The 25398-nt window shown below is 50.4% G+C and carries 25 protein-coding genes, 1 rRNA gene and 1 other annotated feature; all 26 genes read right to left on the reverse strand.

Translation table 11 applies throughout. From position 1 onward, the window contains the following. Window positions 1-42: 42 nt before the first annotated feature. Window positions 43-1598 (reverse strand): 16S ribosomal RNA (locus tag NST99_RS26725). Window positions 1599-2063: 465 nt separating this feature from the next. Continuing rightward, a complete protein-coding gene (locus NST99_RS26730) occupies window positions 2064-3617 on the reverse strand; it encodes a LysM peptidoglycan-binding domain-containing protein (protein WP_341095714.1) in 1554 nt (517 codons plus the stop codon). 313 nt (window positions 3618-3930) lie between these two features. Further along, window positions 3931-4812 (reverse strand): branched-chain-amino-acid transaminase, encoded by an 882-nt coding sequence (gene ilvE / locus NST99_RS26735; RefSeq protein WP_038595656.1) that lies wholly within the window; start codon window positions 4810-4812, stop codon window positions 3931-3933. A gap of 4 nt (window positions 4813-4816) precedes the next feature. Next, on the reverse strand, window positions 4817-5704 hold the full coding sequence (pheA, locus tag NST99_RS26740) for a prephenate dehydratase (RefSeq protein WP_341095715.1): 888 nt from the start codon (window positions 5702-5704) through the stop codon (window positions 4817-4819). Continuing rightward, window positions 5701-6681, reverse strand: coding sequence for a homoserine kinase (gene thrB / locus NST99_RS26745; protein ID WP_341095716.1), 981 nt, complete (start codon window positions 6679-6681; stop codon window positions 5701-5703). The genes pheA and thrB overlap by 4 nt, the downstream gene beginning before the upstream one ends. A 62-nt stretch (window positions 6682-6743) precedes the next feature. After that, window positions 6744-8030, reverse strand: coding sequence for a homoserine dehydrogenase (locus NST99_RS26750; RefSeq protein ID WP_341095717.1), 1287 nt, complete (start codon window positions 8028-8030; stop codon window positions 6744-6746). Between the two features lie 75 nt (window positions 8031-8105). Continuing rightward, complete coding sequence (locus tag NST99_RS26755; protein WP_038595667.1) at window positions 8106-8543, reverse strand: ACT domain-containing protein; 438 nt, start codon at window positions 8541-8543, stop codon at window positions 8106-8108. A gap of 329 nt (window positions 8544-8872) precedes the next feature. After that, the gene (gene obgE / locus NST99_RS26760; RefSeq protein ID WP_341095719.1) at window positions 8873-10183 is read right to left on the reverse strand and encodes a GTPase ObgE; all 1311 of its coding nucleotides are present in this window, start codon (window positions 10181-10183) and stop codon (window positions 8873-8875) included. Window positions 10184-10198: 15 nt separating this feature from the next. Continuing rightward, the gene (locus NST99_RS26765; protein WP_341095721.1) at window positions 10199-10939 is read right to left on the reverse strand and encodes a Spo0B domain-containing protein; all 741 of its coding nucleotides are present in this window, start codon (window positions 10937-10939) and stop codon (window positions 10199-10201) included. Between the two features lie 210 nt (window positions 10940-11149). After that, window positions 11150-11461 carry a 50S ribosomal protein L27 gene (gene rpmA / locus NST99_RS26770; protein ID WP_019908993.1) on the reverse strand — a complete coding sequence of 104 codons (312 nt, stop codon included), beginning with the start codon at window positions 11459-11461 and terminating at the stop codon, window positions 11150-11152. 18 nt (window positions 11462-11479) lie between these two features. Beyond that, complete coding sequence (locus NST99_RS26775) at window positions 11480-11815, reverse strand: ribosomal-processing cysteine protease Prp (RefSeq protein WP_341095726.1); 336 nt, start codon at window positions 11813-11815, stop codon at window positions 11480-11482. Between the two features lie 12 nt (window positions 11816-11827). Further along, window positions 11828-12139: a 50S ribosomal protein L21 gene (rplU, locus tag NST99_RS26780; protein WP_341017227.1), complete on the reverse strand. Its 312-nt coding sequence runs from the start codon at window positions 12137-12139 to the stop codon at window positions 11828-11830. 14 nt (window positions 12140-12153) lie between these two features. Continuing rightward, window positions 12154-12240 (reverse strand) — a sequence feature (ribosomal protein L21 leader region). A 110-nt stretch (window positions 12241-12350) separates the two neighbouring features. After that, a complete protein-coding gene (locus NST99_RS26785; protein WP_341097766.1) occupies window positions 12351-13592 on the reverse strand; it encodes an Rne/Rng family ribonuclease in 1242 nt (413 codons plus the stop codon). Between the two features lie 58 nt (window positions 13593-13650). After that, on the reverse strand, window positions 13651-14493 hold the full coding sequence (locus NST99_RS26790) for a M50 family metallopeptidase (RefSeq protein WP_341095729.1): 843 nt from the start codon (window positions 14491-14493) through the stop codon (window positions 13651-13653). Further along, the gene (locus NST99_RS26795; protein WP_341095731.1) at window positions 14486-15343 is read right to left on the reverse strand and encodes a M23 family metallopeptidase; all 858 of its coding nucleotides are present in this window, start codon (window positions 15341-15343) and stop codon (window positions 14486-14488) included. The genes NST99_RS26790 and NST99_RS26795 overlap by 8 nt, the downstream gene beginning before the upstream one ends. Before the next feature lie 185 nt (window positions 15344-15528). Beyond that, a complete protein-coding gene (gene minD, locus NST99_RS26800) occupies window positions 15529-16323 on the reverse strand; it encodes a septum site-determining protein MinD (protein ID WP_038595685.1) in 795 nt (264 codons plus the stop codon). A 5-nt stretch (window positions 16324-16328) separates the two neighbouring features. After that, the gene (minC, locus tag NST99_RS26805) at window positions 16329-16988 is read right to left on the reverse strand and encodes a septum site-determining protein MinC (protein ID WP_341095733.1); all 660 of its coding nucleotides are present in this window, start codon (window positions 16986-16988) and stop codon (window positions 16329-16331) included. 79 nt (window positions 16989-17067) lie between these two features. After that, window positions 17068-17598 (reverse strand): rod shape-determining protein MreD, encoded by a 531-nt coding sequence (mreD, locus tag NST99_RS26810; protein WP_341095735.1) that lies wholly within the window; start codon window positions 17596-17598, stop codon window positions 17068-17070. Beyond that, complete coding sequence (gene mreC, locus NST99_RS26815) at window positions 17598-18476, reverse strand: rod shape-determining protein MreC (RefSeq protein ID WP_341095736.1); 879 nt, start codon at window positions 18474-18476, stop codon at window positions 17598-17600. The genes mreD and mreC overlap by 1 nt, the downstream gene beginning before the upstream one ends. Before the next feature lie 60 nt (window positions 18477-18536). Continuing rightward, on the reverse strand, window positions 18537-19571 hold the full coding sequence (locus NST99_RS26820; protein ID WP_038595693.1) for a rod shape-determining protein: 1035 nt from the start codon (window positions 19569-19571) through the stop codon (window positions 18537-18539). 40 nt (window positions 19572-19611) lie between these two features. Next, complete coding sequence (gene radC / locus NST99_RS26825; RefSeq protein WP_038595695.1) at window positions 19612-20301, reverse strand: RadC family protein; 690 nt, start codon at window positions 20299-20301, stop codon at window positions 19612-19614. Between the two features lie 20 nt (window positions 20302-20321). Beyond that, window positions 20322-20930, reverse strand: a complete 609-nt coding sequence (locus tag NST99_RS26830) for a Maf family protein (protein WP_341095738.1) — start codon at window positions 20928-20930, stop codon at window positions 20322-20324. A 33-nt stretch (window positions 20931-20963) separates the two neighbouring features. Next, window positions 20964-21209 (reverse strand): DUF4321 domain-containing protein, encoded by a 246-nt coding sequence (locus NST99_RS26835; RefSeq protein ID WP_038595700.1) that lies wholly within the window; start codon window positions 21207-21209, stop codon window positions 20964-20966. Between the two features lie 225 nt (window positions 21210-21434). Next, the gene (locus NST99_RS26840) at window positions 21435-22706 is read right to left on the reverse strand and encodes an SPOR domain-containing protein (protein ID WP_341095740.1); all 1272 of its coding nucleotides are present in this window, start codon (window positions 22704-22706) and stop codon (window positions 21435-21437) included. A gap of 79 nt (window positions 22707-22785) precedes the next feature. Beyond that, a complete protein-coding gene (locus NST99_RS26845) occupies window positions 22786-23967 on the reverse strand; it encodes a glycosyltransferase (RefSeq protein WP_341095741.1) in 1182 nt (393 codons plus the stop codon). A gap of 174 nt (window positions 23968-24141) precedes the next feature. Then, window positions 24142-25323, reverse strand: a complete 1182-nt coding sequence (locus NST99_RS26850; protein ID WP_341095743.1) for a glycosyltransferase family 4 protein — start codon at window positions 25321-25323, stop codon at window positions 24142-24144. Between the last annotated feature and the right edge of the window lie 75 nt (window positions 25324-25398).

A 25398-nucleotide genomic window follows, 5' to 3' on the forward strand; every position in this document is an offset into this window, starting at 1 on the left:
TCCGATTTGAATGTTTCCGTTGCAGGAAACGATTCTCCATAGAAAGGAGGTGATCCAGCCGCACCTTCCGATACGGCTACCTTGTTACGACTTCACCCCAATCATCTACCCCACCTTCGGCGGCTGGCTCCCTTGCGGGTTACCCCACCGACTTCGGGTGTTGTAAACTCTCGTGGTGTGACGGGCGGTGTGTACAAGACCCGGGAACGTATTCACCGCGGCATGCTGATCCGCGATTACTAGCAATTCCGACTTCATGCAGGCGAGTTGCAGCCTGCAATCCGAACTGAGACCGGCTTTGCTGGGATTGGCTCCACCTCGCGGCTTCGCTTCCCGTTGTACCGGCCATTGTAGTACGTGTGTAGCCCAGGTCATAAGGGGCATGATGATTTGACGTCATCCCCACCTTCCTCCGGTTTGTCACCGGCAGTCACTCTAGAGTGCCCAGCCTTACCTGCTGGCAACTAAAGTCAAGGGTTGCGCTCGTTGCGGGACTTAACCCAACATCTCACGACACGAGCTGACGACAACCATGCACCACCTGTCTCCTCTGTCCCGAAGGCCGCCACTATCTCTAGTGGATTCAGAGGGATGTCAAGACCTGGTAAGGTTCTTCGCGTTGCTTCGAATTAAACCACATACTCCACTGCTTGTGCGGGTCCCCGTCAATTCCTTTGAGTTTCAGTCTTGCGACCGTACTCCCCAGGCGGAGTGCTTACTGTGTTAACTTCGGCACCAAGGGTATCGAAACCCCTAACACCTAGCACTCATCGTTTACGGCGTGGACTACCAGGGTATCTAATCCTGTTTGCTCCCCACGCTTTCGCGCCTCAGCGTCAGTTACAGCCCAGAAAGTCGCCTTCGCCACTGGTGTTCCTCCACATATCTACGCATTTCACCGCTACACGTGGAATTCCACTTTCCTCTTCTGTACTCAAGCCACCCAGTTTCCAGTGCGACCTCAGGTTGAGCCCAAGGTTTAAACACCAGACTTAAATAGCCGCCTGCGCGCGCTTTACGCCCAATAATTCCGGACAACGCTTGCCCCCTACGTATTACCGCGGCTGCTGGCACGTAGTTAGCCGGGGCTTTCTTCTCAGGTACCGTCACTCCGGTAGCAGTTACTCTACCGGACGTTCTTCCCTGGCAACAGAGCTTTACGATCCGAAAACCTTCATCACTCACGCGGCGTTGCTCCGTCAGGCTTTCGCCCATTGCGGAAGATTCCCTACTGCTGCCTCCCGTAGGAGTCTGGGCCGTGTCTCAGTCCCAGTGTGGCCGTTCACCCTCTCAGGTCGGCTACGCATCGTCGCCTTGGTGAGCCGTTACCCCACCAACTAGCTAATGCGCCGCAGGCCCATCTCCTTGTAGCAGATTGCTCCGCCTTTCATCCTCCGTCCATGTGGACAAAGGAATTATCCGGTATTAGCTACCGTTTCCGGTAGTTATCCCAGTCAAAGAGGTAGGTTGCCTACGTGTTACTCACCCGTCCGCCGCTAAGTTATTCCAGAGCAAGCTCCTTCATAACTCCGCTCGACTTGCATGTATTAGGCACGCCGCCAGCGTTCGTCCTGAGCCAGGATCAAACTCTCCAAATTGGTATTTAGAAAGAGCGATTGCTCAATTTGAAACATCTGACGAGAATTTACATTCTCTAATTTTTGGATCTCACTTGCGTGATTTCCATACTCACTCGTTGTTCAGTTTTCAAAGATCAAGCTCGTTGTCAGCGTCGATTATCTCGTCACCAGCAACTCTTATAATATATCATGTTTTCCGATTCAATGCAACACTTATTTTTCATCATGTTAGCAATATCAATCGTTCAACACGTTCCAATCATTCAAGCGTTCCTTCCGCTTGCGACTGGATTTATAATATAACATGTAACCTCTAACAAAAACAACCCACAGGATTTACCATTTTGCTTTTAGTACTATTAGTATCGTTAGCTACACAATGCATGACACTCTTCCTAATGATAACTAAGTAAACACCAGAGGGCCTGCATCTTAAGATGCAGGCCCTCTGGTGCAGTACGCAAATTTCAATTCAAGCCCAATTTAATTTGATATCCATGGATTTTTACTTTTCTTTGAAGTCCCCGTGCGGTCTGCATGCTTCGAACGTTGTTTAGGTGCAGTTTTATTTGATTTGTCAGCAGCTAGACCTGAGGTTTTAACTTTAGGTGTACCCGCTTTTCCCGAGCTGGCTTTGTTCTTCACTGCGGTTCCTGCGCTGACGGCTTCTGCTGCTTGAGGAACATCCTGCGCAATAACCTCCGGCTCAAGAATTTCTGGCACACGGTTGTGATGAGCATAATTCTCCATCCCCGGATACATCGGATATCCAGGAATCCCATGTATTCCTAATGGTGCAACAGCGGCCTCATTCGGCATGGAGAAGGGTCCAGCTCCGTAAGGAGAAACCGCACCGGGCTGTGGCATATAGGGTGGCATATAGGGTGGCATATTAGTATATGCAGGCTGCTCATAAGTATAGGGCTGAATCGGCATTCCTCCACCACAGCCGCAGGTTGGCCACGGGAGGTTCATGGACTGACCACCGTACTGCGGAACTGCGTAAGCAGAATAATCAACAGGAGGATTATTCTCAGCCATAGCCGCATTTGCATACTCGGGAGCTGCATTTGGATACCAAGCATTGGAATAGTCAGTAGCGGGATATTCGTTTCCCGTATAGGCATACGGAGAACCACAGTCCGGCATATACGAAGTCGGCTGCATATAATTCGGGGCCACATTTATACCCATCACTGGCATAGGTTGCTCATAATACGGATATGCCGGCGGGCAATCGAAATAATATGGATTTTCGTTTAATCCGGGATAACCTGCTGTTTTTTCGCATGGTCCGTCCTTATGGTCAGGCCAGGTTGCCGGCTGTACCTCGGATTTCTCCTTTTCTTTGGGCATCTCATAGGTTATAGCTTCTTGCGCAGGTACAGAAATTTGCACAAACAGACTTTGTGTTTCATGTACTACTTCCTGAACGGGAGCTACTTCAGGCGCTTTATTCGGAAGAGGTGCGGCAACCTGGACAGGAGCCGGTGCGGGATTCGGAGCCGGGGTTGAGACAGGGGAAACTGCCTGAACGGGCTCTTCCTTTGGTCCGGTATAGGTTTTTCCGCCAACCTTTGTTTTGTCTACCACCTCAGGCGATACAGCAAGCGGTTGAACCGGAGTTACATTCGCATTTGCATTGGCATTGGTATTGGATTGCATAGGTTGCACGGATTGAGCCTGAATTGGAGTCGGCTCATTCGCCTTTTTGGGAATATTGACAACTTCACCGGTCATGAGCGCATTAGGATTCTTGAGATGCGGATTGGCGTCAATGATCTCTTTCAAGGTAATTCCCCATGCTTTGGATAATTTCCACAACGTATCACCTTGTTTAACAGTGTGCTTGTAGTAAAGCTCATTGTTTTCCGGAACAAGCATCGGAGCCGCAGGGATTTTAACTTTATCCCCAATAGCAAGCACTTCAGGATTACTGATCTGCGGGTTAGCCTCAATGATCTTTTGGAGCGTTACTCCGTACTTTTGTGATAATGCATACAGCGTATCGCCTTTTTTTACAATGTGTATTTTCACGCAGCATTTACCTCCTATAAATTTTGTGAGCTTATGCATCTCAGATCAGCACAAATACAGTCCTGACTTAGACGGCATATGCCAAAGTGTTGTGAAGCGATGCATTTATTACAGCTATGCTGCAACCCCGCTCTACAAGCAATTCCGATTTCCGGCTCTGCTCTCAAGCATCGGACAATGCGGTACAGCCGCCTCCTTCGTTACTACATCTTATGCAGCCCATGGGCGATTGACATCATGTGAACAAAAAAAATCCTTTCATGACTGGCATGAAAGGATTTGCTTATGGTAAATCAATGAATTTAGTGAATCACTATTCCCAGACTTTGTAGCCGTCCTTATCCACCGCATTACGGAATTCTTCAAGTAATTGCAGTGTAATCGGTCCGGCATGCCCTGCTCCGATAATCCGTCCATCGATTTCACGGGCTGCAATAACCTCAGCTGCCGTTCCGGTGAAAAAGACTTCGTCGGCAATATAGACATCATGCATGGTGAACGGTTCTTCCTTCAGCGGAAGTCCCAGTTTCTCACAGAGTTCGATAATGGCCAGACGGGTAATTCCTTCGAGTGCACCAAGGTAGCAAGGCGGCGTGTACACCACACCCCTTTTGACGATGAAGATATTATCTCCCGAACCTTCAGTTACGTACCCTTGAGCGTTCATCATAATCGCTTCGTCAGCCTCAGCGAGATTGGACTGAATCTTAACGAGGATGTTATTGAGGTAGTTGAGTGATTTGATCTTCGGATTCAGTGCATCCGGGATATTGCGCCGTTGTGATACGGAAACTGCCCGTAAACCGTTAAGATAAGCCTGCTCCGGATAAATGGCCAGCTGCTCCACAATGATAATCACGCTCGCCTTAGGGCAACGCCGTGGATCCAGCCCCAGATTTCCGGGACCCCGCGAAACGATCAGACGGATATAGCCGTTGCGCATATCGTTCAAGCGAATCGTCTCAGCCATAGCCTCCAGCATTTCATCGTAAGTCAGCGGAATGTCCAGCATAATTGACTTGGCCGAATCATACAGCCTGTCCAGATGCTCTTTGCATTTGAAAATGTTGCCGTTATAAATGCGAATGCCTTCGAAAATGCCGTCTCCATATAAGAATCCATGATCAAAAACGGATACCTTTGCATTTTCCTTTGTTACGTGTTGTCCATCCAGATAGATCCATTGCTCAGCCATGAACTTACTGCACCTCCGCTTTCTCTTCCTCATAGGTGTATGTGGGGTAGGAGCCCAGAATCCGCACCTGACAGCCCAATGCCTTGATCTCCTCAATCGCCGCCGGGAGCAGGACCGATTCTATCGGTTCCAGCACATCAATGTAAAAATAATAAGTACCCAGTTTCTTCTTCGTAGGACGTGATTCAATACGTGATAAATTCAGACGCCGCCATGCAAATGCAGACAGCACCTGATGCAAGGCTCCCGGAAAATCCTCCGGCAGGGTTACAAGAATACTCGTCTTGTCTCCAACACTCTTGCGGGGAAGCCTCAGCTTGTGCGGGCCTACAAGGACAAACCTTGTGTAATTATTATGGTGGTCCGTGATTTTCCAGTCAAGTATCTCCAGGCCATGCGTTGCGGCACCGAGTGCCGTGCCGATTGCTGCCCAACCTCTGCCCGGATTGTTCTTTACTATTTCCACTGCTTCGGAAGTGCTTCCGACCGACTCCAGCTCAGCCCAAGGAGCATGCTCGCGGATAAACTGCAGGCATTGCGCCATGGCGACAGAATGGGAAAGGATCTTTACGATCTTAGTATAATCCTTATTTCCACTGTCATCCTTGAACTCCTGCGGGTTGCTGATGAGATTCTGTATCGACGGAAAGATCCACTCCGCCTGCATCGGAAGATTCACCTCATTAATGAGCCAATCGATATGCAGACTGACCGAACCTTCAATCGTGTTCTCAATGGGAATGACGCTGTAATCAGTGGCACCGCCTGCCGTAGAGAGAAAAACGTCGGAAATCAGCTTATGATGTTCAAGCTTTACAGGCTCAGCACCAAACAAGTACAGCAGCGCTTCGTGGGAGACGGTACCCTGCGGCAATACCGCTATTGACTTCATGGCTGTATTTCTCCTTTTATCATATCCAAAAATGATTGCTTTTGCATCCCGTTTCTTTCGAGCAGCTCAGTGGTAACCCCGGAAGTACATGGAGGCAGCCAGCGAGTGCGGGCCGGGATACCGTGCTGCTGCATCGTTTCTTTCAAAAATTGCTCAAGCTCCTGCTTCCTGCCCTCGCGCCGGTCGACCAGACAAAGAAGTGTAGGTCCCGCGCCGCTAAGAGCAATCCCAAGCGCCCCATGCTGCGGGGCTTCAGCGAGCAGCTTCTCCATCCCCGGCACCAGCGGCGCACGGTATGGCTGATGCAGCCGGTCCTGCATGGCCCGGCTGATGAGATCAAGCCTGCCAGAGGCCAGTGCCGCCGTCAGCAGCGAAGTACGGCTGATGTTAAAGACCGCATCGCCCACCGTGATTTCGGAGGGAATGACCCCACGTGCTTTGACCGTGGCCAGCTCAAATTCGGGGATTACAACAAGCACTTCCAGATCCTGCGGCGGCTCCAGACGGATAAAGTCGGCATGCTCGCCATCCCAGACAGCCGTAATGATTCCCCCGAACAGGGACGCTCCAACATTGTCGGGATGCTTCTCCAGTGCAGTGGCCATATCAAACAGTCTGGCATTGTCCAGCGGTGAACCAATCATAGCATTAGCTGCTGCCATTCCGCCAATAATGGCTGACGCGCTGCTGCCAAGTCCCCGTGTCAGCGGAATCTCGGAATACATGGAAATCGACAACTCAGGGATGGTAACCCCAGCTTCCGCAAAAACCATTTGGGCTACCTGGTAGAGCAAGTTATTCTTGTCCTGGGGCACACCCTTCATCTCATCACCATGTAGGTGAAACACGGTTTCCGCAGCTTCCTCCATCTCAATCCAGGCATACAGCGACAAGGCCATACCCAGTGTATCAAAACCCGGTCCAAGATTGGCGGTACTGGCAGGGACTTTAACTCTAGACCTTCCGTAAATACTCATGGCTGATGAAATCTCCTTCGTTATTTTTACGCGGTTCCTGATATCTGGAACTTACTCCGTTGTCAGCCTTCCACACGATAATGGCTCTTGATCCGGTGGATGACGGCAAGCTGCTCCAAATGCCGCATTACCTTATTCATACTCGCCTTGCTTGCATTGTGCGTCACAATTATGATCTCCGCATCAGTATTATTTGGGTTGGCTTGCTGCACAACGGAGTCGAGGCTGACATCGTATTCGGCAAACACCTGAGTGATCTTCGCCAGCACACCCGCTTTATCATCTACATGCAGCAGCAGAAAGTTCTTGAAAAAGATGTCCTCGTCGCTCTTCAGCTTCTTTTGCTTATACGGGACAATCTGCTTAAGACCGTTAACGCCCAATTTCAGGTTCTTGATAACTGCCACCAGATCGGCAACGATAGAGGTTGCTGTAGGCATCGCACCTGCTCCCGCACCATAAAACATAGTCTCTCCTACCGCTTGCCCGAATACATACACCGCATTAAAGACACCGTTGACGGAAGCAATCGGATGGCTGGCCCGGATCATGGTCGGTTGAACACTGATGCTGAACGCCTCGTCTTCACACTCTGCGATTCCTAGCAGCTTCATTTCATAACCAAGACGTTTAGCAAACGCGATATCCTCTTTGCTCACTCCCGAGATGCCGCTCACACTGACATCGCTGAGTTCAACATTTGTTCGGAAGCCAAGCGTGCCGAGGATCGCCATCTTGCGTGCAGCATCAAGACCTTCAACGTCGGAGGTCGGGTCAGACTCAGCATATCCCAGTCCTTGCGCTTCCTTAAGTACATCATTGTAGGACGCGCCTTCCTGGCTCATTTTGCTCAGTATGTAATTGGTTGTTCCATTCACTATCCCCATAATCTTAATAATCTTATCTGATGAAAAACCTTCGATCAGCGTGCGGATAATCGGAATTCCTCCGGCAACGCTTGCCTCATAAAACACATCGCATTGCTTCTCCTGCGCTTTGGCCAAAATCTCCGAGCCGTGCAGCGCCATCAAATCTTTATTTGCGGTTACAATATGTTTGCCGCGTTCCAGCGCTTCAAGGATATATTCCTTCGTTCCGGCAATGCCGCCCATCACTTCGACGATGACATCAATTTCAGGATCACGGATAACCTCCCATGGATCTGAAGTCACTTTGGAGGCATCTACTTCGATTTCACGGGGTTTATCCGTATTCTTCACAGCAATGCGCTCAATGAGAATCGGGGAGCCCACTTGACTGCTCAGATCCTCCTGATTTCCTTCTACGATACGGACCACGCCCGTACCTACTGTTCCCAGCCCCAATAAACCAACTTTAACCGGCTTCATTTGAATCCTCCTAAAAGTTATATGAAGCTATACTTCACAAAATAATGACCGCAATAAAACTGCTTCGTAAACATCTTAACCCTGGCCGATAATAAAAGCGCGCTTCACTCCAGCAATTTCCTTCAGGCCATCAAGCATGTCGCCCATTTCTTCATTTAAATGCGAGATCTCCACGGAGATCACAACATTGGCCCGCCCTTGGAGCGGAATACTCTGGTGGATCGTCAACACGTTGGCTCCGTGAACCGCCACACAGCCGAGTACCTTGGACAGCATGCCGGACTCATGTTCCAGATCAATGGAGATCGTGACAATGCGTTCGCGCTCCAGTTGATGGATCAGATGTATGCCGTCCTTATATTTATAAAAAGCGCTGCGGCTAAGTCCAACCCTCTCAACACCCTCGTGCACCGTCTTGGCATCTCCCGCCTCAAGCAGCTGTTTGACCTGCATCGTCTTCAGCACAGCATCAGGCAATATGTCCTCGCGGACTAAATAATAGCGTTCTTTCACGAACGTCCTCACCCCAAAGACTTTTGTGTTTTCTTAGTGGACATTATATAGGATTCAGCCCGAATAACGCAACATATTTTCACACGAAGCCAAGAATACACTGCAAGAATGAAGCCACCCACATCCTCTAAGCTGCAAAAGGACAGATCATTTCTGTTCGAAGGTTGCTGTCATACACCGTTTCTCACCACTTTAATGTATGCCAATCAGCCTAAACCAAACAGAACATTACATAAAAAAACGCCGCCTCCGTCCTCCTTGTCAGGAAAAACGTAGTCGGCGTTTCTTCTATCTGCTTTATACCGTGTAGCGTGCAGCCAGCACCACTATTAATAGTAGCTGCTGTTCTCTACAAACTCGAATTCGAAATCGGCAATGCGGACAATCGTGCCTTCTACAGCCCCACGCTTACGCAGTTCCGCATCTACACCCATGTGGCGCAGGGTACGGGCAAGCTTCAGGATCGCATCATGCGTACTCAACTGCATACGCTTGATCATCCGCTCAATGCGCGGACTGCTGACGACAAACGCATCGTTGTCGCGGGTGATGGTGAAGGAGTTATCCTCTTCGGCCTCCAGCTTATAAACCTTACGTTCAGAGGTTTCTGCCACCTCTTCAACCACCGGAGCAACCGGAATACTGTCAAGGATATCCGTAGCACGGTAGAGCAGCTCCTGCACCCCTTGGCGGGTAAGTGAGGAGATCGGCATAATCTCCAGATCCGGACGCAGCTCTGCAACCCGTTCACGGAAAGAACTGAGGTTCTCCTCCGATTCAGGCATATCCATTTTGTTCGCCGCGACAATCTGCGGACGGTCAATCAGACTTGCATTGTACTGCTTCAGCTCATCATTAATCATGACCCAATCTTCGAAGGGATCCCGCCCCTCGGAACCGGACATATCCACGACATGGATAATAATGCGCGTGCGCTCAACATGGCGCAGGAATTCGTGACCCAGGCCGATGCCTTCGCTGGCCCCTTCGATCAGTCCGGGCAAATCCGCCATGACAAAGCTCCGGCCGTCGCCGACATCCACCACACCCAGGTTCGGAGTAATCGTTGTGAAGTGGTAGGCTCCGATCTTCGGTTGAGCTGCGGAGACTACCGACAGCAGCGTCGATTTCCCGACACTTGGGAATCCTACCAGGCCTACATCAGCCATTACCTTCAATTCCATAACTACATAACGCTCCTGGCCTTCTTCCCCATTCTCAGCCAGTTCAGGCGCTGTATTGGCCGCAGTGGCAAACCGGGTATTTCCCCGTCCGCCGCGTCCGCCGCGCGCTACAACAACCTGCTGTCCGTGACGGGTCATATCGGCGATCACTTCCTGGGTGTCGTCGTCAATCAATATAGTTCCCGGAGGAATCCGTACGATCATATGCTCGGCATTGGCACCATGCTGACTCTTGTTGCGTCCTTTTACACCACGTTCTGCTTTAAAATGGCGCTGATAACGAAAATCCATCAGCGTACGTAAACCTTCATCCACCCGGAAAATAACGTCGCCGCCGCGGCCGCCGTCACCGCCGGCAGGCCCGCCTTCCGGCACATACTTTTCACGCCGGAACGCTACCAGTCCATCGCCTCCGTCGCCGCCTTTAACATAAATCTTAGCCTTATCTACGAACATTCATGTTCACCTTCCTTACATCTCCAGCGGTAAACGCAGTTTCACATGAGCTCTGTCCTGCTCCAACTGCTCCGCCTTCATAATTTTCCCTTGGACTATATTATAAATTTGCCCCTGTAGCAGCTCGGGATTGCTATGCTCACCCTCGCCTTCGAAAGAGATCAGAATGTCTCCTCCATCCTGTATAAAGCTTAGGCGGAGTCTTTGGGTATCGCCCTGCGGAACAAGTCCGCTGTATTGGTATGCCCTTACCGTCTGCATAATCACCGAAGTAAGCTCGTCGCCTTTCTCCTGACTTAGCTTGTCCTCCAGCTGCAAGCCTTCCTCCACCTGCACTTCCAGCTCCAGATTGCTCCGGAATGTGCGGAAAGACTGCAAATAAAACACCAGCGAAGGGATTCCCAATTTGGCGATACGGCTATCAAGCGCTATACGCTCCTTTATTCTTTCCACACATTGCACGGATTTATCAGGCTTACCCAGCTGGATATATCCGTAAAGCACCTGCAGCTCATTCATCCAATCATGACGATGATGATTCAGTGTCCGGTTCGCCGCCTGTTGCAGAGTCTTCTCCTGTATGCGCAGTTCCTCTTCAAAATGACGCCGGTTGTAAATAAAGCTGAAAGCAAGCACCCCAGCTACCCATATTCCAAGCAGCAGGCATGTGAAAAGGGAGGTACGCCAATACACGAGACCTAAAGGAAGCACTACGGATAACATGACTGCCCAGACGAAACTTTTCCAGGATTTCATTCTTTCTCCCCGTCCCTCAGTTCGCAAAATTCATGTCTAATTCAATATTCACCTTGATGAAGCATATGCCAATTCCCAGTATAACACAGGCTTTCACGGCAATCATTAGCATTCAGAGAGCAAGTGAATAATGTATCACCTGTTTTTCCTGCAAAAAAGCCCCCGGCACTCATGCCGGAGGCTTCTACATACAAATAATGTTCGGAAAGCTTACGCTTCCAGTGCCGCTGCTACCGGAGCGACATCAACCGGGTACACGCTCACTTTTTTGCGATCGCGGCCCCAACGTTCGAACTTCACTACGCCATCCACCAATGCGAAGAGCGTATCATCTTTACCGATGCCTACGTTAGTGCCTGGGTGAATTTTAGTTCCGCGTTGACGAACCAGGATGTTGCCGCCGGTTACTGCTTGACCGTCAGCACGTTTCACGCCAAGACGTTTCGAGTGGGAATCACGTCCGTTTTTTGTGGAACCTACACCTTTTTTCGATGCGAAAAACTGAAGATCCAATTTCAACATGTTGGTCAACCTCCTTCTTTAAATAATAACTTGCTGTATCTTAATATACTTCCCGTATGATTCTGCGATATCACTGAGCATGACAACCATGGATTCCAGCAAAAGCTGGATCTTGGCGGAGACTTCAGGATCACTCACCGGAACCAGGGTTCCGCTTAAAAATCCGTCATCCATTGAAGTATCCAGAACAACACCAGTCAGCTTCTCAATCGAATTCACCGTTCCAAATGTAACTGTGGAAACACCCGCGCAGACGATATCCCAGCCTTTCCTCGCGTATTCTGCATGCCCTTTAACGGCAAAACCGACAATCGTACCTTGAGCTGAAGCCCGTGTAATCCGCACGTTAATCATTAACGCACCTTCTTACGCTTGAATCTTCTCGATAGTTACTTTAGTGTACGGTTGACGATGGCCTTGTTTCTTGTGGTAGTTCTTCTTAGGTTTGTATTTGTAAACTACAACCTTCTGACCCTTACCATGTTTCTCGACTTTAGCTGTTACAGACGCGCCGCTTACCAGCGGAGTTCCTGCAGTCAGACCACCTTCGTTAGAAACAGCCAATACACGGTCAAACGTTACGCTTGCGCCGTCTTCAGCTTCCAGCTTCTCAATGAACAATACATCGCCCTCTTGGACTTTGTACTGCTTACCGCCAGTTTCGATAATTGCATACATTGTACTTGCACCTCCTCATGTCTCAGACTCGCCTAGTCTAGGTGGCAAATCCCCGTAGAAATCTGCGCTTATGTACCCGATCGGAGCGGTTACAGCATGTGCAGGATTAGAACAATCAAACACATACTTGAAGATATTATCATACTTAATCCAGATAGTCAATGGTATAGAGAAGCGGATAAATAAAGCTGTTTGGATTTGCTGATTATTCTTATTCCAGCCAGGCTCCAACTTTCCCCGTCCCTCCGCAGCATTGGCAGATCACAGGGGCAAAGCTAGCCGAATCATGCCGTGCCTTCTTACGGGTCATTTCCAGCAGACCAAGATGTGTCCAGCCCAGAATATGCGTCTTGGTGCGGTCCCGGCTCGTCACACTCTCCAGCCGTTCCGTTACTAGCCTGCGGTGCTCCTCACGCTCCATATCAATAAAATCAACAATGATGATGCCTCCGGTATCGCGTAGACGGATAAGCCTGCCAATTTCCTCTGCGGCCAGCAGATTTGTTCGCGTTACGGTCTCCTCAAGCGTGGTACTCCCGGTGTATTGTGCCGTATTGACATCAATGACGGTCAGCGCCTCTGTCTCGTCCCAAATCAGCGTTGCCCCGCCCTCCAGAATAATCTTCCGGTTGAAGCTTTTATGCAGCTGCTCCTGCACACCATATGCGGTAAAGATGGACTCTTGTCCCCGGTACAATCCAACAGGCTTGTACCCTTCGGGAGCCATATCATCCAAAAATGCCTCCGCTTCCCTCACCGCATGAGCCGAATCAATCATCAGCTCATCAAGCTGCGGATTGAAGGCATCCCTGATAAATCGCTGAACGATGCTCAGATCGCAGTGCAGCAGGGCCGGAGCTACGGCCTCCCCGGCGCGGCGGACAATCATCTCCCACTGCGCACGCAGAAAGGACAGGTCGCCTTCGACGGCATCCACCGGCTCATCCTCGGAGACTGTCCGCATGATCAGCCCCTCTTCACTGCGGCGCAGCCGCTCACCGATTGCTTTAAGCCGGCTCCGTTCCGATTCCCGGCTGATTTTTTTGGAAACTCCTACGTATTCTGCAAAAGGCATGTATACCATCCAGCGTCCCGGCAGTGTATAGTGGGTGGTCACACGTGCTCCCTTGCCGCCCCGCGGCTCTTTGCGGACCTGGACGACAAGCTCCTGGCCGGGCTGCAGCAATGTCTCAATGGAAGGTTTCACCGCCGGCTGCTTATCTAAATGGGGATGCAGCACATCGTCTACATATAAAAAAGCATTCTTCTTCTGTCCAATATCGACAAAAGCAGCCTGCATGCCTGGCAAAACATTCATAACCCGGCCCTTGTAATAACTGCCGACCAGACCTTGCTGCTGATCGCGTTCGGCCGCGTATTCCACCAGCCTCCCGTTCTCCAGAAGAGCCATCCGGGTAACATGCTGTGTGCAGTGAACGATCATTTGTTTCATGGCTTCACCTCTGGGTTTCAATCAATCATTCATTGCCACCGGCCGCACAGAAGCTGTTCTACTTTCCAAAATAAGTAGAGATCAGGCGCTGCTCCGGCACAACCGCTACTATATTTCTATCATCGTTCATCACATAAATAAAATGATATTGATTACGTTTAAATAGACGCAATATATCATCTAAAGGTTTCGCGGAATCGGCAACAATCGGTCGAGCTTCGCTATTGGAACGCAAATGGCGAGCATACATTGCCTCTCTGTTCATCAGAAATGCCATGAAGCGGTAGGGCAGATTCCGATGATCTGTCCTATTGGAATAGAGCAGAAACGCCCCGATCATCAGCAGATTCAGCCGGAGGCCGCCGCCTGTCCCAAGCGGCAGCAATGCGTAGCCAATGACAAGCACACTTGCTCCGATACTTATTCTGCCGCCCCACAGCAAAGTATAATAATACGGCAGAACCATACTTAGCGCAGCTTGAAGAACCTTGCCCCCGTCCAGGGGAAGAACCGGCAGGAGATTGAAGAGTGCGATAATCACATTTGCCTGAATAAAATAAGCAAGAAAAGCCGTACTGCCTGCACCTGCCTGCTGAAGCATAACAGCCAGCAGGATCATGATTCCGTTCTGCAGCGGTCCAGCCAGCGCGATACCAATCTCCCGGCTCGCCGTAAGCCGCCCGTGATCCTCAATCACGGCCACTCCGCCGAAGGGGAGCAACTGAACGGATCTGACCGTAACCCCGGCCAGCAAAGCTGCGCAGACATGTCCCAATTCGTGGATAAGCACTATGGTAAAGAGCGTAAGCAGCTCCAGAAACTGTCCAGTTAACACGGAAAAGAGCAGAATCAGCACAAATAGCGGATGCAGCGACAGTTCAATGCCAAATATCCTAATCAAACGATACCACTTCGGCAGGATCAATATAAGTCTTGTCTTTCATAATTGCAAAAAAAAGCAGCCCTGTTTCAGCGTCCTTCGTCTCCTGCATCCAGCCAACGGTGTCACCGCTCTGTATCCAGTCATCCACCGCAAGCTTTGTTCCGCTCAAATGACCGTATTCTGCCGTTACGCTGCCCGTATGGCGTACGGTAACCCGAATGCCGCCCTGTGCCTCATTGGTCACGGATAACACACGTCCCGTGTCTACACTTTTCACCGTGATACTGCCTTTTGAATCCTCCGCTGGCATAATTTCCACACCTTTCAGCGTAGCCGCAAATGGACGGACAATACTGCCCTCAAGTGGGGCGCTCAAGGCGTGGGCAGCCGTAACTTTTTGAGCCGGCTGATCCTCGTCCCCGAAAATCGGGATGAACGAAGGCGCACCGTCAAAGTGCTCCTCATACCATACCTGGGCCGCGGCGAAGTCCATATCCTTGCTGAGGGCATCCGAAACAAAATCCTGCGCCTTCAGCGCCCAGGGCTGGTGCAGAAAAAATATGCCCCATACACCTCCAAATACAAGGAGGCTTGCGACAGTCCGCCGGATAAATCCGGCAGAAAAATGTGATCTGCCGCCGCCTCCCTCGTCCTCCCAGCCCCCGCGGCGTTCCTTCCACACGACCTCGGGGTCCGGCTCCGCTGATGGAGCCAGATCATTTTTAGGACCCGCTCCCCATTCCTTAAAGCTTGCTGTCTTCTCCGGCAAAGCAAAAAGCGGCGGCACTGCCACGGTATCCTGGTTGTCCTCCAGCAGGTTGCGGATACGTTCTTTGCGGCGGCCTTTAACGCCTGATTTCTGTTCCATCTCGATCCCTCCGGGGGCTTGTTTTATATCCATTTTATGAAGTATGGAAGGTGCTTTAGAACAAGCCTTAACCAAGCGGAACATGTCCGGCAACCTATTTATCATAAAAAAATCCCGCCGCAGATTTCTCTGCCGGCGGGATTTTTTATCTAAGGGATAACTTTATAGGATTGCTTGCAGCAGGTTCAAGCCATGCCGAAAAATTTCTTTAATTTCTTGAAAGCCCCCGGCTTGCGGTCCAGCTGCATCAGAGGCACTGCGTCCCCCAGAATCCGCCGGGCAATATTACGGTAGGCTATCGCTGCAGAAGAGTCGGGATTCATCACCGTTGGCTCCCCGCTGTTCGCCGCTTTAATGACCAGCTCATCATCTGGAACAATTCCGATCAGATCGATGTTCAGTACTTGAAGGATATCCTCAATGTCCAGCATATCCCCAGACTTCACCAAGCCAGGGCGAATACGGTTAACGACCAGCTTTGGCGACTCCACATGGGACTGCTCCAGAAGACCGATAATCCGGTCTGCATCCCGCACTGCCGCATGCTCCGGCGTAGTGACAACAATCGCCTTGTCGGCACCCGCGATGGCGTTGCGGAAGCCATGCTCGATCCCGGCAGGACAATCGATCAGAATATATTCATATTCCTTCTTGAGTTCAAGAATAATATCCTTCACCTGCTCCGGGGTCACGGAGGTCTTATCTTTGGTCTGGGCCGCAGGCAGCATGTACAGCTCATCGAAACGCTTGTCCTTGACCAGTGCCTGATTCAACCGGCAGCGCCCTTCTGCCACATCCACCAGATCATAAATGATCCGGTTCTCCAGCCCCATGACTACATCCAAATTGCGCAGCCCGATATCGGTATCAACCAGACATACTTTTTTGCCCTGCAATGCAAGTGCGGTTCCAATATTGGCCGTTGTAGTTGTTTTGCCAACTCCGCCTTTGCCCGAGGTTACGACAATCGCTTCTCCCATGGAGGCTACACCCCTTTAAACACATTTAAACCCTGACGTAATCTGACTATATTATGAATTTTGTCGATCTGCATCGCACCGCTTGATAAATAAGCAAATTCCATGGTGCTCTCCCGGGTCCCCCATTCATCCGGAGGCCGGCTGATCACGTCGGCGATCCTCAGCTGTGTCGGAGACAGCAGAGAAGCAGCAATAATCGCTTCCTGATTGCCGTCTACTCCAGCATGAGCCATGCCTCTGAGCGCACCGAGGATATAAATATCACCCGAGCATGTAATGGTTCCTCCCGGGTTCACATCGCCCAACAACAGCAGATTACCTTGATGATGCAGCACCTGGCCGGAACGAACCATGCCGCTCATCAGAAACAATGCGTCTGTATCCTCAATGCCCGGCGCTTCGAACGCTTCAATGGAACGAATCAGCAAATTGCCCTGACTTTTGAGAATCTCCAGCACAGCTGATTTGTCATCCTCCGTCACAATTCGGCTGCCCAGCTTAATATCTACATGCACAATCGGTCCAGTCAGAATATTTTGATGGCTGTGCTCCAGCTTATAGCGAAGCTCGCTTAAGAGATCTTCAAAGGGACACTTGTCGTCTAGCAGGAATACCAGGCCGTCCTTGATGCCCTTAATCCTCACATGCTTGGATTTTACTGTCATATGCCTGTCCCCCTATCCTGAATCATTCGTGCCGGGCCGGGCAAATTCCTTCTTTCAGCCGAAAGAAATGCAGGCCGTTTCACACCGTTTCCTCCTTACGGGTCTCCTTCTTCAGCAGCTCGAGTTGACGCCGCAGCGGAATGTAGAGGATCAGGGCCATAGCAAAATGAAACAGCATGGTAGGCAGCATATGATGCAGGAGCGCCCAATTATAAGGCTCCTGGTTCAAATTAAACACGCTGTAAATAGCGAACAGCACGCTGTCCTGAAGCAGACTGCCAAGCAGGACAACAGTCATCATCATCGGCAGCGGTGCGCGTGGAATCTGAAAAATCAGACCAATTAAATAGGCGGACAGCCCCATGGCAAAGGAATGAGCACCGAGAATTCTGCCGTAATAAATGACATCATGCAGCATGCCAAAAGACAATCCTAATATAAGTGCAGTATGACGGTGATGGTATACCGTGACGAACAGGATCACAATAAATACAAGATTCGGAATAATCCGCAGCTGCCAGGCGTCCGGAAGCAGCCAGGGCAGAATGGCGCCTTCCAGGATAAACAGGAGAAACAATAACAGAATAAGAACCGACCTGCGCATCTTCACTATTCGGCACGCTCCTCCTGAGATACAACAATCAGCTGTTTCCAGTCCTGAAATTCGGCACTGGGCTTGATGATTGCAGTCGAAGTTAATCCGAATTGTCCTTCCTCAACGCTCATTACGGTTCCTATCGTCAACCCTTGCGGATATAATCTCCCGATGCCGGAGGTAACGATGGTATCCTTCTCCGCGATAGGGTCACCCTGCGGAATCTTGTTCATCTTGAGCATTCCGGTTTCCTGATCATAGCTTTCAATCATGCCGAAGGTCTTACCCTCTTTACCGATGGCCGTGGCCGCTATAGGCGGCTGGGAATTCGGATCATTCACATCCATCATAGTCATCAGCTTCACGGTAGAAGTGAAATTGCTCACCTTACTGATGACACCTACGAGCCCATCTACGGAAATTACAGACATATTCGGCTTCATACCATCACTGGAGCCAAGGTCGATCACAAGCGTGCTGTTGCTGGGTTCCGTGGTCAGGCTGAGAACCTGGGCAGTATTATAGTTATATTTATATAATTCCTTCTGCGCGTTAGTGAAATGAAGGTCCTTCTGCAGACTCTCATTACGTGCCTTAACAAAATTGTAATTCGCTTTATCTATCGTATATTGGGCAGCTAGAATCTTCAGGCGTTTATTTTCCTCGGCCAGTTCACTCAACTCCCGGATATCTTGGAACAAGCCCGCTACATATCCAGCGGGCTTGTAGAACAGATTCTGCACGAAACCGGTCGTATCACGGAGGAAATTCTCAGGCCAGGACAAGGATTTTCTTGTCCCCAGGCTGAACCCCATCACCACGATAAACATGACTAATGTAATCAGCAATATGAATAGACGTTTATTGTTAAACAGCTTAAACATTTTCAACACCCTCTAACAACCGTATTTCTCCCACAACAGGGGTTGACATGCAACAAACCAAGTCGGATTCTAACGCTTAGAGCGCAGGCTCGATCCGCTGCGGCTCTTGAAGAGATGGATATTCTCAAGCGCTTTGCCTGTTCCGATAGCTACGCAGTCCAGCGGGTTATCGGCGACAATCACCGGCATTCCGGTCTCACGTGCCAGCAGCTTGTCCAAATTGCGCAGCAGCGCACCTCCGCCTGTAAGAACAATACCGCGATCCATAATATCAGCAGCAAGCTCCGGCGGACATTTCTCCAGGGTCACTTTAACCGCTTCGACAATCGCATTGACCGTATCCGACAAAGCTTCGCAAATTTCATCGGAAGTAATCGTCAGTGTCTTCGGCAGTCCGGTCACCAGATCGCGGCCACGGATTTCCATCGTTTCGGCTTTCTCCAGCGGCAGGGCAGAACCCACGTCCATCTTGAGCTGCTCCGAGGTGCGCTCACCGATCATCAGGTTGTACTGGCGTTTGATGTACTGGATGATTGACTCATCGGCCTCATCACCGGCTACACGAACTGAACGGCTGGTCACGATACCGCCAAGAGAGATGACAGCCACTTCGGTAGTACCGCCGCCGATATCAACAACCATACTGCCTGTCGGCTCCCATACCGGAAGATCCGCACCAATAGCAGCGGCAAACGGCTCTTCGATAATATAAGCCTCACGGGCTCCCGCCTGCTTGGTAGCATCTTCAACGGCACGCTGCTCAACTGCAGTTATTCCGGACGGAACGCAGACCATTACATTCGGGTGACGCTGGAACATCGAACGCTGCTTCTGGGCCTGACGGATAAAATATTTGATCATGGTTGCCGTCGTTTCGAAATCGGCAATAACTCCGTCCTTCATCGGACGAATAGCACGAATATTGCCCGGTGTGCGGCCAATCATTTTTTTGGCGGATTCGCCTACAGCTTCAATTGTCTTGGTATCGGTATTAATGGCCACCACGGAAGGTTCTCTTACAACAATCCCCTTGCCGCGTACGTAGACGAGCGTATTTGCTGTCCCCAGGTCAATCCCTAAATCTTTCGTAAAACCACCTAACATGCTTGTATTCTCCTTTTCCCAGTGAATCTGGACAATTATATTACATGTACCCTTTTTCTTTCAAACTTACAAATCTGCTGTCTCCGATAATCAGGTGATCCAGTACGTCAATTCCGACAATCTCGCCTGCCTGAAGAAGTCTGGAGGTCAGGGAGATATCCTCCGGACTTGGCGTAGGATCGCCGCTCGGATGATTATGTGCGCATATAATGGCTGCGCTGCTGCATTTCATGGCTGCCCGAAACACCTCACGGGGATGCACAATAGAGGCGTTGAGACTGCCCATGGACAATGTCTCCTGCGCTATAACGTGATTCTTCGTATTCAAAAAGAGACAGACAAAATGCTCCTTCTGCAAATAACGCAGCTGCTCGGTCAGAATCTCCGCCGCGTCCTGCGGACTGCGGATGGTAACCGGCTCGGTAAGCCTGGAGTTCGCCATCCGTCTTCCCAGCTCTATGCCAGCTTTCAGTTGCACGGCCTTGGCAGGGCCGATGCCTTTAATATTCGTCAGTTCGTCAATGCTCAGGTCCGCCAGTCCGCGGAGACCACCAGCCCGTCCCAGCAATTGCTGGGCGATATGAATAGCTGATTCCCGGCGTGTGCCTGTACGCAGCAGTATAGCCAGAAGCTCCGCTTGACTTAATGATTCCGCCCCATAATGCATCATGCGCTCTCGTGGTCGTTCTTCATGGGGGAGGTCCCGCAGCATAAATGTTTGCGACTCCATCCCGATCCCTCTTTCCTCCGCTATCCTTGCCGGCCCAGCACCGAAATGCCAACCCGGGACAGCATACGCTCAAGCAGCGACAACGGCAGTCCAACCACATTAAAGTAACAGCCTTCAATCTTCTCCACCAGGGTGGCACCAAGTCCTTGTATCGCATAGGAACCAGCCTTATCGGCAGGTTCTCCAGTCGCTATGTAGGCGGAGATTTCCTCTTCGCTTAATGCTCTCATAGTTACTGAGGTTACCCGGTGCTCTACCAGAATCTTGCCCTCTGGCAGCCCGATGCAGGCTACTCCGGTGTACACCTGGTGGGTCTTGCCTTGAAGCAGTCCCAGCATAACCCTGCTGTCCTGCTCGTCCACAGGTTTACCAAGCACCTTATCATCCAGCACAACAATCGTGTCGCTGCCGACGATAACGGCATTACGCTTGCCGGCAGCCGGGACCACAGCCTCCGCTTTACGCAAAGCCAGACTGCGCACAATCATCTCCGGTGTGAATTCCGGCGGTGTACTCTCGTCCGCATCACTGGAAATCACCTCGAAAGGCAAACCCAGCAAAGACAGCAATTCCCGGCGGCGCGGCGAACCCGAAGCAAGAATAATGAGGCGTGAATTGTCAGATTCCACGTATAAACGCCCCTTCCCAATCAGCAGTGACCATTACAGCCTCCGGTACAGCCATACGGCAGTAATCATTCCGGCCAGACTGAGCAAGCACAATTTCAAATGAATAGTGATGTCATAGGTTATGATGTCCAAATCGGCTTGCGGGGACCACTTGAGTACCGTCGAGGTTGTAAGAAAAGACAAAGTTTTTACAGGCTCCAGCAGCTTCGCGATCCACGCTCCGGCCAGCCAGCCCAGAATGAGAAATAACAGCAGTGTTCCTACATTTTTCTTCTTCATCTAAGTCTTCCCTCGCCATTTTTTGACACCTTAATTATTATACGGTGAAACTGAGTTCAATACAAACGCAAAATCCGGTACGGAAATGATTACCATACACGCAGTCACGAGGCAGCTGTGTAGTGGAGCTAACTGTGGTTGCGGCTCATTTAACCTTACCTGAGTATAACCCTGCAAGCAACACATAAAATCCCCCAAGCCGGATGGGGGATTTTGTATTTACGCTTACACCAAAGTTGACATCAGGCCCTTCTGACCGGTCAGGAAGCTCAACATGGCTTCCTGCACTTCCCAAAGCAGACCCGGTGCTTTGTTCTTCTCATATTCATTCAGGGCAGCCATTCCCCGGCTCATTGCTTTCTCAAGCCCGCCGCAAATGCTCTGCCCTTCAGGGGTCAGACCCGGCTTCAGCGCTTTGAGCGCCTCGGTCCACTCCATATGCAAATTGCTGACTGCCGATTTGTCCAACGTCTGGACTTCCCCGCCTAACAAGGATGCGGACAGGCTGCTCAACTCATTAAGCAGTTGTCCGCTGGCTGCGAAATAACCCTCCACAGCTTGTGGCGTTCCGGCAAAAGCAACCTGCTCTGCGGCCGGCAGCTCCACTCCTCTTACATAAAGCTCAATCCCCTGATTCTTCAGGCCGCTGCTCAGCAGCTTGGCCTGTTCGCGGTCAGGCGAGATCCCGGCGTACACCCGGTTGCCTTCTGAAGGATCCAGCCCTGCGGCAAGTCCGGCGGTAAGCAGTTCCTGCTGAGCCTGCGCAGCTCCATCAGGTGTGCTGAACACGCCATATTGCAGCAGATAATAGCTTTGCGCCGCTACCGCCACCTGAATGCGGGCTGCTTCACTGCCCGCTGGACCAGCATTCGGCAAACCGGTGTCTCCGGCTACCGGCTGGTTAGCTGTCCCGGCGTTCTGATTCTGCACGGCAGCAGCGCCCGGCTTGGTGTTCTCTCCAGCCTGCGGGCTCCCTCCGCTAATGAAAGACAATGCAGCGTATCCGAGCAGCAGTCCCGTACCAACGGCTCCTGCTATGGAAAGTGCAAACTTCCACCAGTAGGAGGGACGGCGGGTATGATAAGAGCCGCCATATCCGGCACTTGACAATGAAATGTCACCGAACCGCCCAGCACTGTCATTCCACTCCTCAACAGGATATTGCGGAGCTCTCTCCCACACATCGGGGTCAGGATATGGGGATAACAACGGTTGCTTGGACGGCTCAGCTTCCCATCTGGCTCCCTCCCACTCCTGACCGTGAGAATTATAAGGTTCCAGATCGTCATTCCCGATATCATCCGGCGGTTCTTCCCCGCCAACAGTAAAGCCGGTATCGTAGGGCTGTGTATGATGCAGGGGAACCGGAGTGCGGTGAAGCTCCTTGTTCTCATAGTCTCTTGCCGTCCCCAGTCCCGCACTGGAACGCCTTTCCACCGGTTCAATTTTGCCCTTGTCCTGATCGATATCAAACCGGAAAGTCATTCTTCCGTTCATCAAGCGTCACACCTCGCTATCGTCTAATCTATATGAGAATATATGATAGAGAAGAGAGGATTATGCTATTTTGATATGATTAGACCAAGCTGAGCACTTTAGCCCTAACATTGTCCGCTTCGTAATGCTTCTGCAGCGTCCGGTAGGCATGGTCCGCAATAATTGCACCCAGCTCCGGTGTCTGGAGCAGCTTCACCACATGGTCAGCTATCCCGCCGGTTGTGCCTGCCAGCAAAATATTCCGCCCCGGCTCACAGATCAATTCTTCCGAGCCCTTCAGGCTAGTAACTACCGGAGTCTTGAGCGCCCACGCCTCCAGTATCTTCGAATGCCCGCCGCAGCCTTCACGCAGTGTTGCAATAACGGCCCTCGCCCGGCGTATGTATTCCCCCTCCTGCCTTGGCTCTTCAATAATCACAACAGAGGGATCACTTTTGGCCAAAGCCAGGATTTCGGAATGTGTCTGACCACTGAAAATATAACATCTGCAGTCCGGTACTTTCGCCTTAATGAAAGGGTAAACCTTTCGATAGAATACCAATGCAGCATTTCTGCCCTGGTTCGTATGCATATTCCAGTGAAGGACAATGGAGTTGTCTTTAACGGACGGTTCAGCCTCATAATAGTCATTTAAGTCGATAAATGGAGGGACTACATGCACCTTGCCGGCATCTGCAAAGGATAAAGCCTTAAAGGACAGGGCATCCCACTCGGAGGCTGTCAGCAGCAGAGCGGTTTTATTCATTAATTTGCGTTCTTCCCGGCGGTACAATGCTGCATTCAATTGATGGTAACGTTTGCTTAAGCCCCTTTTGCCGGCAGCTTTTCCTTCCGAGTGTCTGCTCTCCAAACGATGGGCATCCGTAATAATCATTGCGCCGGGTAATAAGGAAGAGATCATATCAATGCAGTTTCCAAGCAAGGGATGCGTTATAAACACATGGCTGTATGTATGCAAACGGCTGAGCGCAGTGATCTCCGCACGCAAGTCTTTGTTGGCATCGGCCAAAATAGTGCTGCTGCGCAGCTTACTCAAGGAACCGAGCAATGAGCTTCGCTGCCCGGGCACCCGTGTTACCCTGTGGACTTTAAGCGCCGGTCCAGCCGTATAGGGGGCCTCCCAGTCGCAATGGCAATATTCCAACAAATCAATATCGAATCTCTCCAGCAGTATGCCCAGATAATTCTCCGTTCTTATTTCTCTCTCAAAATCTTCCGGATAATGATGATGTGCGGATAGGAACAGCATTTTCTCTCTCATGACTATAGCTCCTTGGTTCTATGAAAATGATTGTTCTTCTAATAAGATTCAGAAAAAAAAGCAGGAGAGGTAACCGTCCTGCCACTTTTTATGAAACTTTAGTTGTAGATCAATAGTACCGCATTTTCATTCAAAAGATTGTCGATTTATGGGAGAAAAGATTATTTATTTAATTTAGACCAAACTGAGCAGCTTTTCCCTGACACTTTCAGCCTCATAATTTGCCATCAGTGTCTCATGCGCCCGGTCTGCGAGTACCAGGCCCTGTTCATGATCCAGAAGAAGTTTCACCACACTGTCTGCAAAAGTTACGGGATCATCAGCAATCAAAATATTCCGGGAATGCTCATACAACAGGCCTTCAGCTCCCTTTGTGCTAGACACAACAGGTGTCTTCAGCGCCCATGCCTCAAGAATCTTCAGGCGTGTTCCGCTGCCTTCCTGCAAGGGGGCGATGACTACCTGGGCCTTCCGGACATAATCCGCCACGCTGTCCACATAGCCGGTAATCACAATGGAAGAATCTTTTTCACCCAAAGCAGCCACATCAGGATGTACATCCCGCCCTACGATATACCATTTGATTTCGGGTACCCGGGCTTTCACAAGCGGATAAATATCACGAAAAAAATAGGTCGCTGCATTCACATTTGGGAAATAGTTCATATTACCCGGAAGAATAATCCATTTTTCCTTAGGGGTATTAATAGTTGTGCGGTAATCGCTGATACGGATGAAATTAGGGATAACATGCACTTTATTTGCATTCTTGACAGAGATCGACTTGAAAGCTAGACCATCCTGTTCCGAAGTAGTCAGCAGCAGGTTGGTTTTGTCCATCAGCTTCAGCTCATCCCGTTTTGTCCAATGCGCATTCAGTGAATAGAAAAGCTTAGCGAATCCGCTTTTCTTATGCGCCAGCTGGGCTGACAGGTTGCTCTCGAAATTATGGGCATCAGTGACAATGACAGCGTCCGGCAACTCGACCCGTACAATTTCAATGCAGCAGCCAAGCAAGCTGTGTGAAATAAACACATGGCTGTAGCGGTTCTGATTACATAGTCTCTTAATTGCATCCTTCATGTCCACATCGACATGGCTCATATAAGAACAATTACGCCATGTATAAAGTGAACGCAGCATCGCCTTGCGGTAATTCATGGTTCGTTCCACTTCATGCACAGTAAGTGCGGGTATGGCCTCTTCTTTATCAACCTGCCTCTGATTCCTGAAGGTCAGGAGATCCACATCATATTTGGTTAGCAGAATATTTAGTATATTTCCCGTTCTGAGTTTGCCTCCACTATCTTGCGGAAACGGATTCTCTGCGGATATGAACAGTAATTTCTCCCTCATGTCTTTGTCTCCTAATCTCCATTTTTTTCTGTATGTTCTATAGCAATGTTATGTGTCTAGCATATATTACCCCAA

This window comes from Paenibacillus sp. FSL L8-0470 (genome assembly GCF_038008625.1).
Taxonomy (GTDB): Bacteria; Bacillota; Bacilli; order Paenibacillales; family Paenibacillaceae; genus Paenibacillus_AQ.

What these genes read in the sequence shown, in the direction of transcription:
- ilvE (WP_038595656.1), bottom strand. Translation starts at nt 4,812, where the DNA reads ATGGCTGAGCAATGGATCTATCTGGATGGACAACACGTAACAAAGGAA.
- pheA (WP_341095715.1), bottom strand. Translation starts at nt 5,704, where the DNA reads ATGAAGTCAATAGCGGTATTGCCGCAGGGTACCGTCTCCCACGAAGCG.
- thrB (WP_341095716.1), bottom strand. Translation starts at nt 6,681, where the DNA reads ATGAGTATTTACGGAAGGTCTAGAGTTAAAGTCCCTGCCAGTACCGCC.
- NST99_RS26750 (WP_341095717.1), bottom strand. Translation starts at nt 8,030, where the DNA reads ATGAAGCCGGTTAAAGTTGGTTTATTGGGGCTGGGAACAGTAGGTACG.
- obgE (WP_341095719.1), bottom strand. Translation starts at nt 10,183, where the DNA reads ATGTTCGTAGATAAGGCTAAGATTTATGTTAAAGGCGGCGACGGAGGC.
- NST99_RS26765 (WP_341095721.1), bottom strand. Translation starts at nt 10,939, where the DNA reads ATGAAATCCTGGAAAAGTTTCGTCTGGGCAGTCATGTTATCCGTAGTG.
- rpmA (WP_019908993.1), bottom strand. Translation starts at nt 11,461, where the DNA reads ATGTTGAAATTGGATCTTCAGTTTTTCGCATCGAAAAAAGGTGTAGGT.
- NST99_RS26775 (WP_341095726.1), bottom strand. Translation starts at nt 11,815, where the DNA reads ATGATTAACGTGCGGATTACACGGGCTTCAGCTCAAGGTACGATTGTC.
- rplU (WP_341017227.1), bottom strand. Translation starts at nt 12,139, where the DNA reads ATGTATGCAATTATCGAAACTGGCGGTAAGCAGTACAAAGTCCAAGAG.
- NST99_RS26785 (WP_341097766.1), bottom strand. Translation starts at nt 13,592, where the DNA reads ATGAAACAAATGATCGTTCACTGCACACAGCATGTTACCCGGATGGCT.
- NST99_RS26795 (WP_341095731.1), bottom strand. Translation starts at nt 15,343, where the DNA reads ATGGAACAGAAATCAGGCGTTAAAGGCCGCCGCAAAGAACGTATCCGC.
- minD (WP_038595685.1), bottom strand. Translation starts at nt 16,323, where the DNA reads ATGGGAGAAGCGATTGTCGTAACCTCGGGCAAAGGCGGAGTTGGCAAA.
- minC (WP_341095733.1), bottom strand. Translation starts at nt 16,988, where the DNA reads ATGACAGTAAAATCCAAGCATGTGAGGATTAAGGGCATCAAGGACGGC.
- NST99_RS26820 (WP_038595693.1), bottom strand. Translation starts at nt 19,571, where the DNA reads ATGTTAGGTGGTTTTACGAAAGATTTAGGGATTGACCTGGGGACAGCA.
- radC (WP_038595695.1), bottom strand. Translation starts at nt 20,301, where the DNA reads ATGGAGTCGCAAACATTTATGCTGCGGGACCTCCCCCATGAAGAACGA.
- NST99_RS26835 (WP_038595700.1), bottom strand. Translation starts at nt 21,209, where the DNA reads ATGAAGAAGAAAAATGTAGGAACACTGCTGTTATTTCTCATTCTGGGC.
- NST99_RS26840 (WP_341095740.1), bottom strand. Translation starts at nt 22,706, where the DNA reads ATGAACGGAAGAATGACTTTCCGGTTTGATATCGATCAGGACAAGGGC.
- NST99_RS26845 (WP_341095741.1), bottom strand. Translation starts at nt 23,967, where the DNA reads ATGAGAGAGAAAATGCTGTTCCTATCCGCACATCATCATTATCCGGAA.
- NST99_RS26850 (WP_341095743.1), bottom strand. Translation starts at nt 25,323, where the DNA reads ATGAGGGAGAAATTACTGTTCATATCCGCAGAGAATCCGTTTCCGCAA.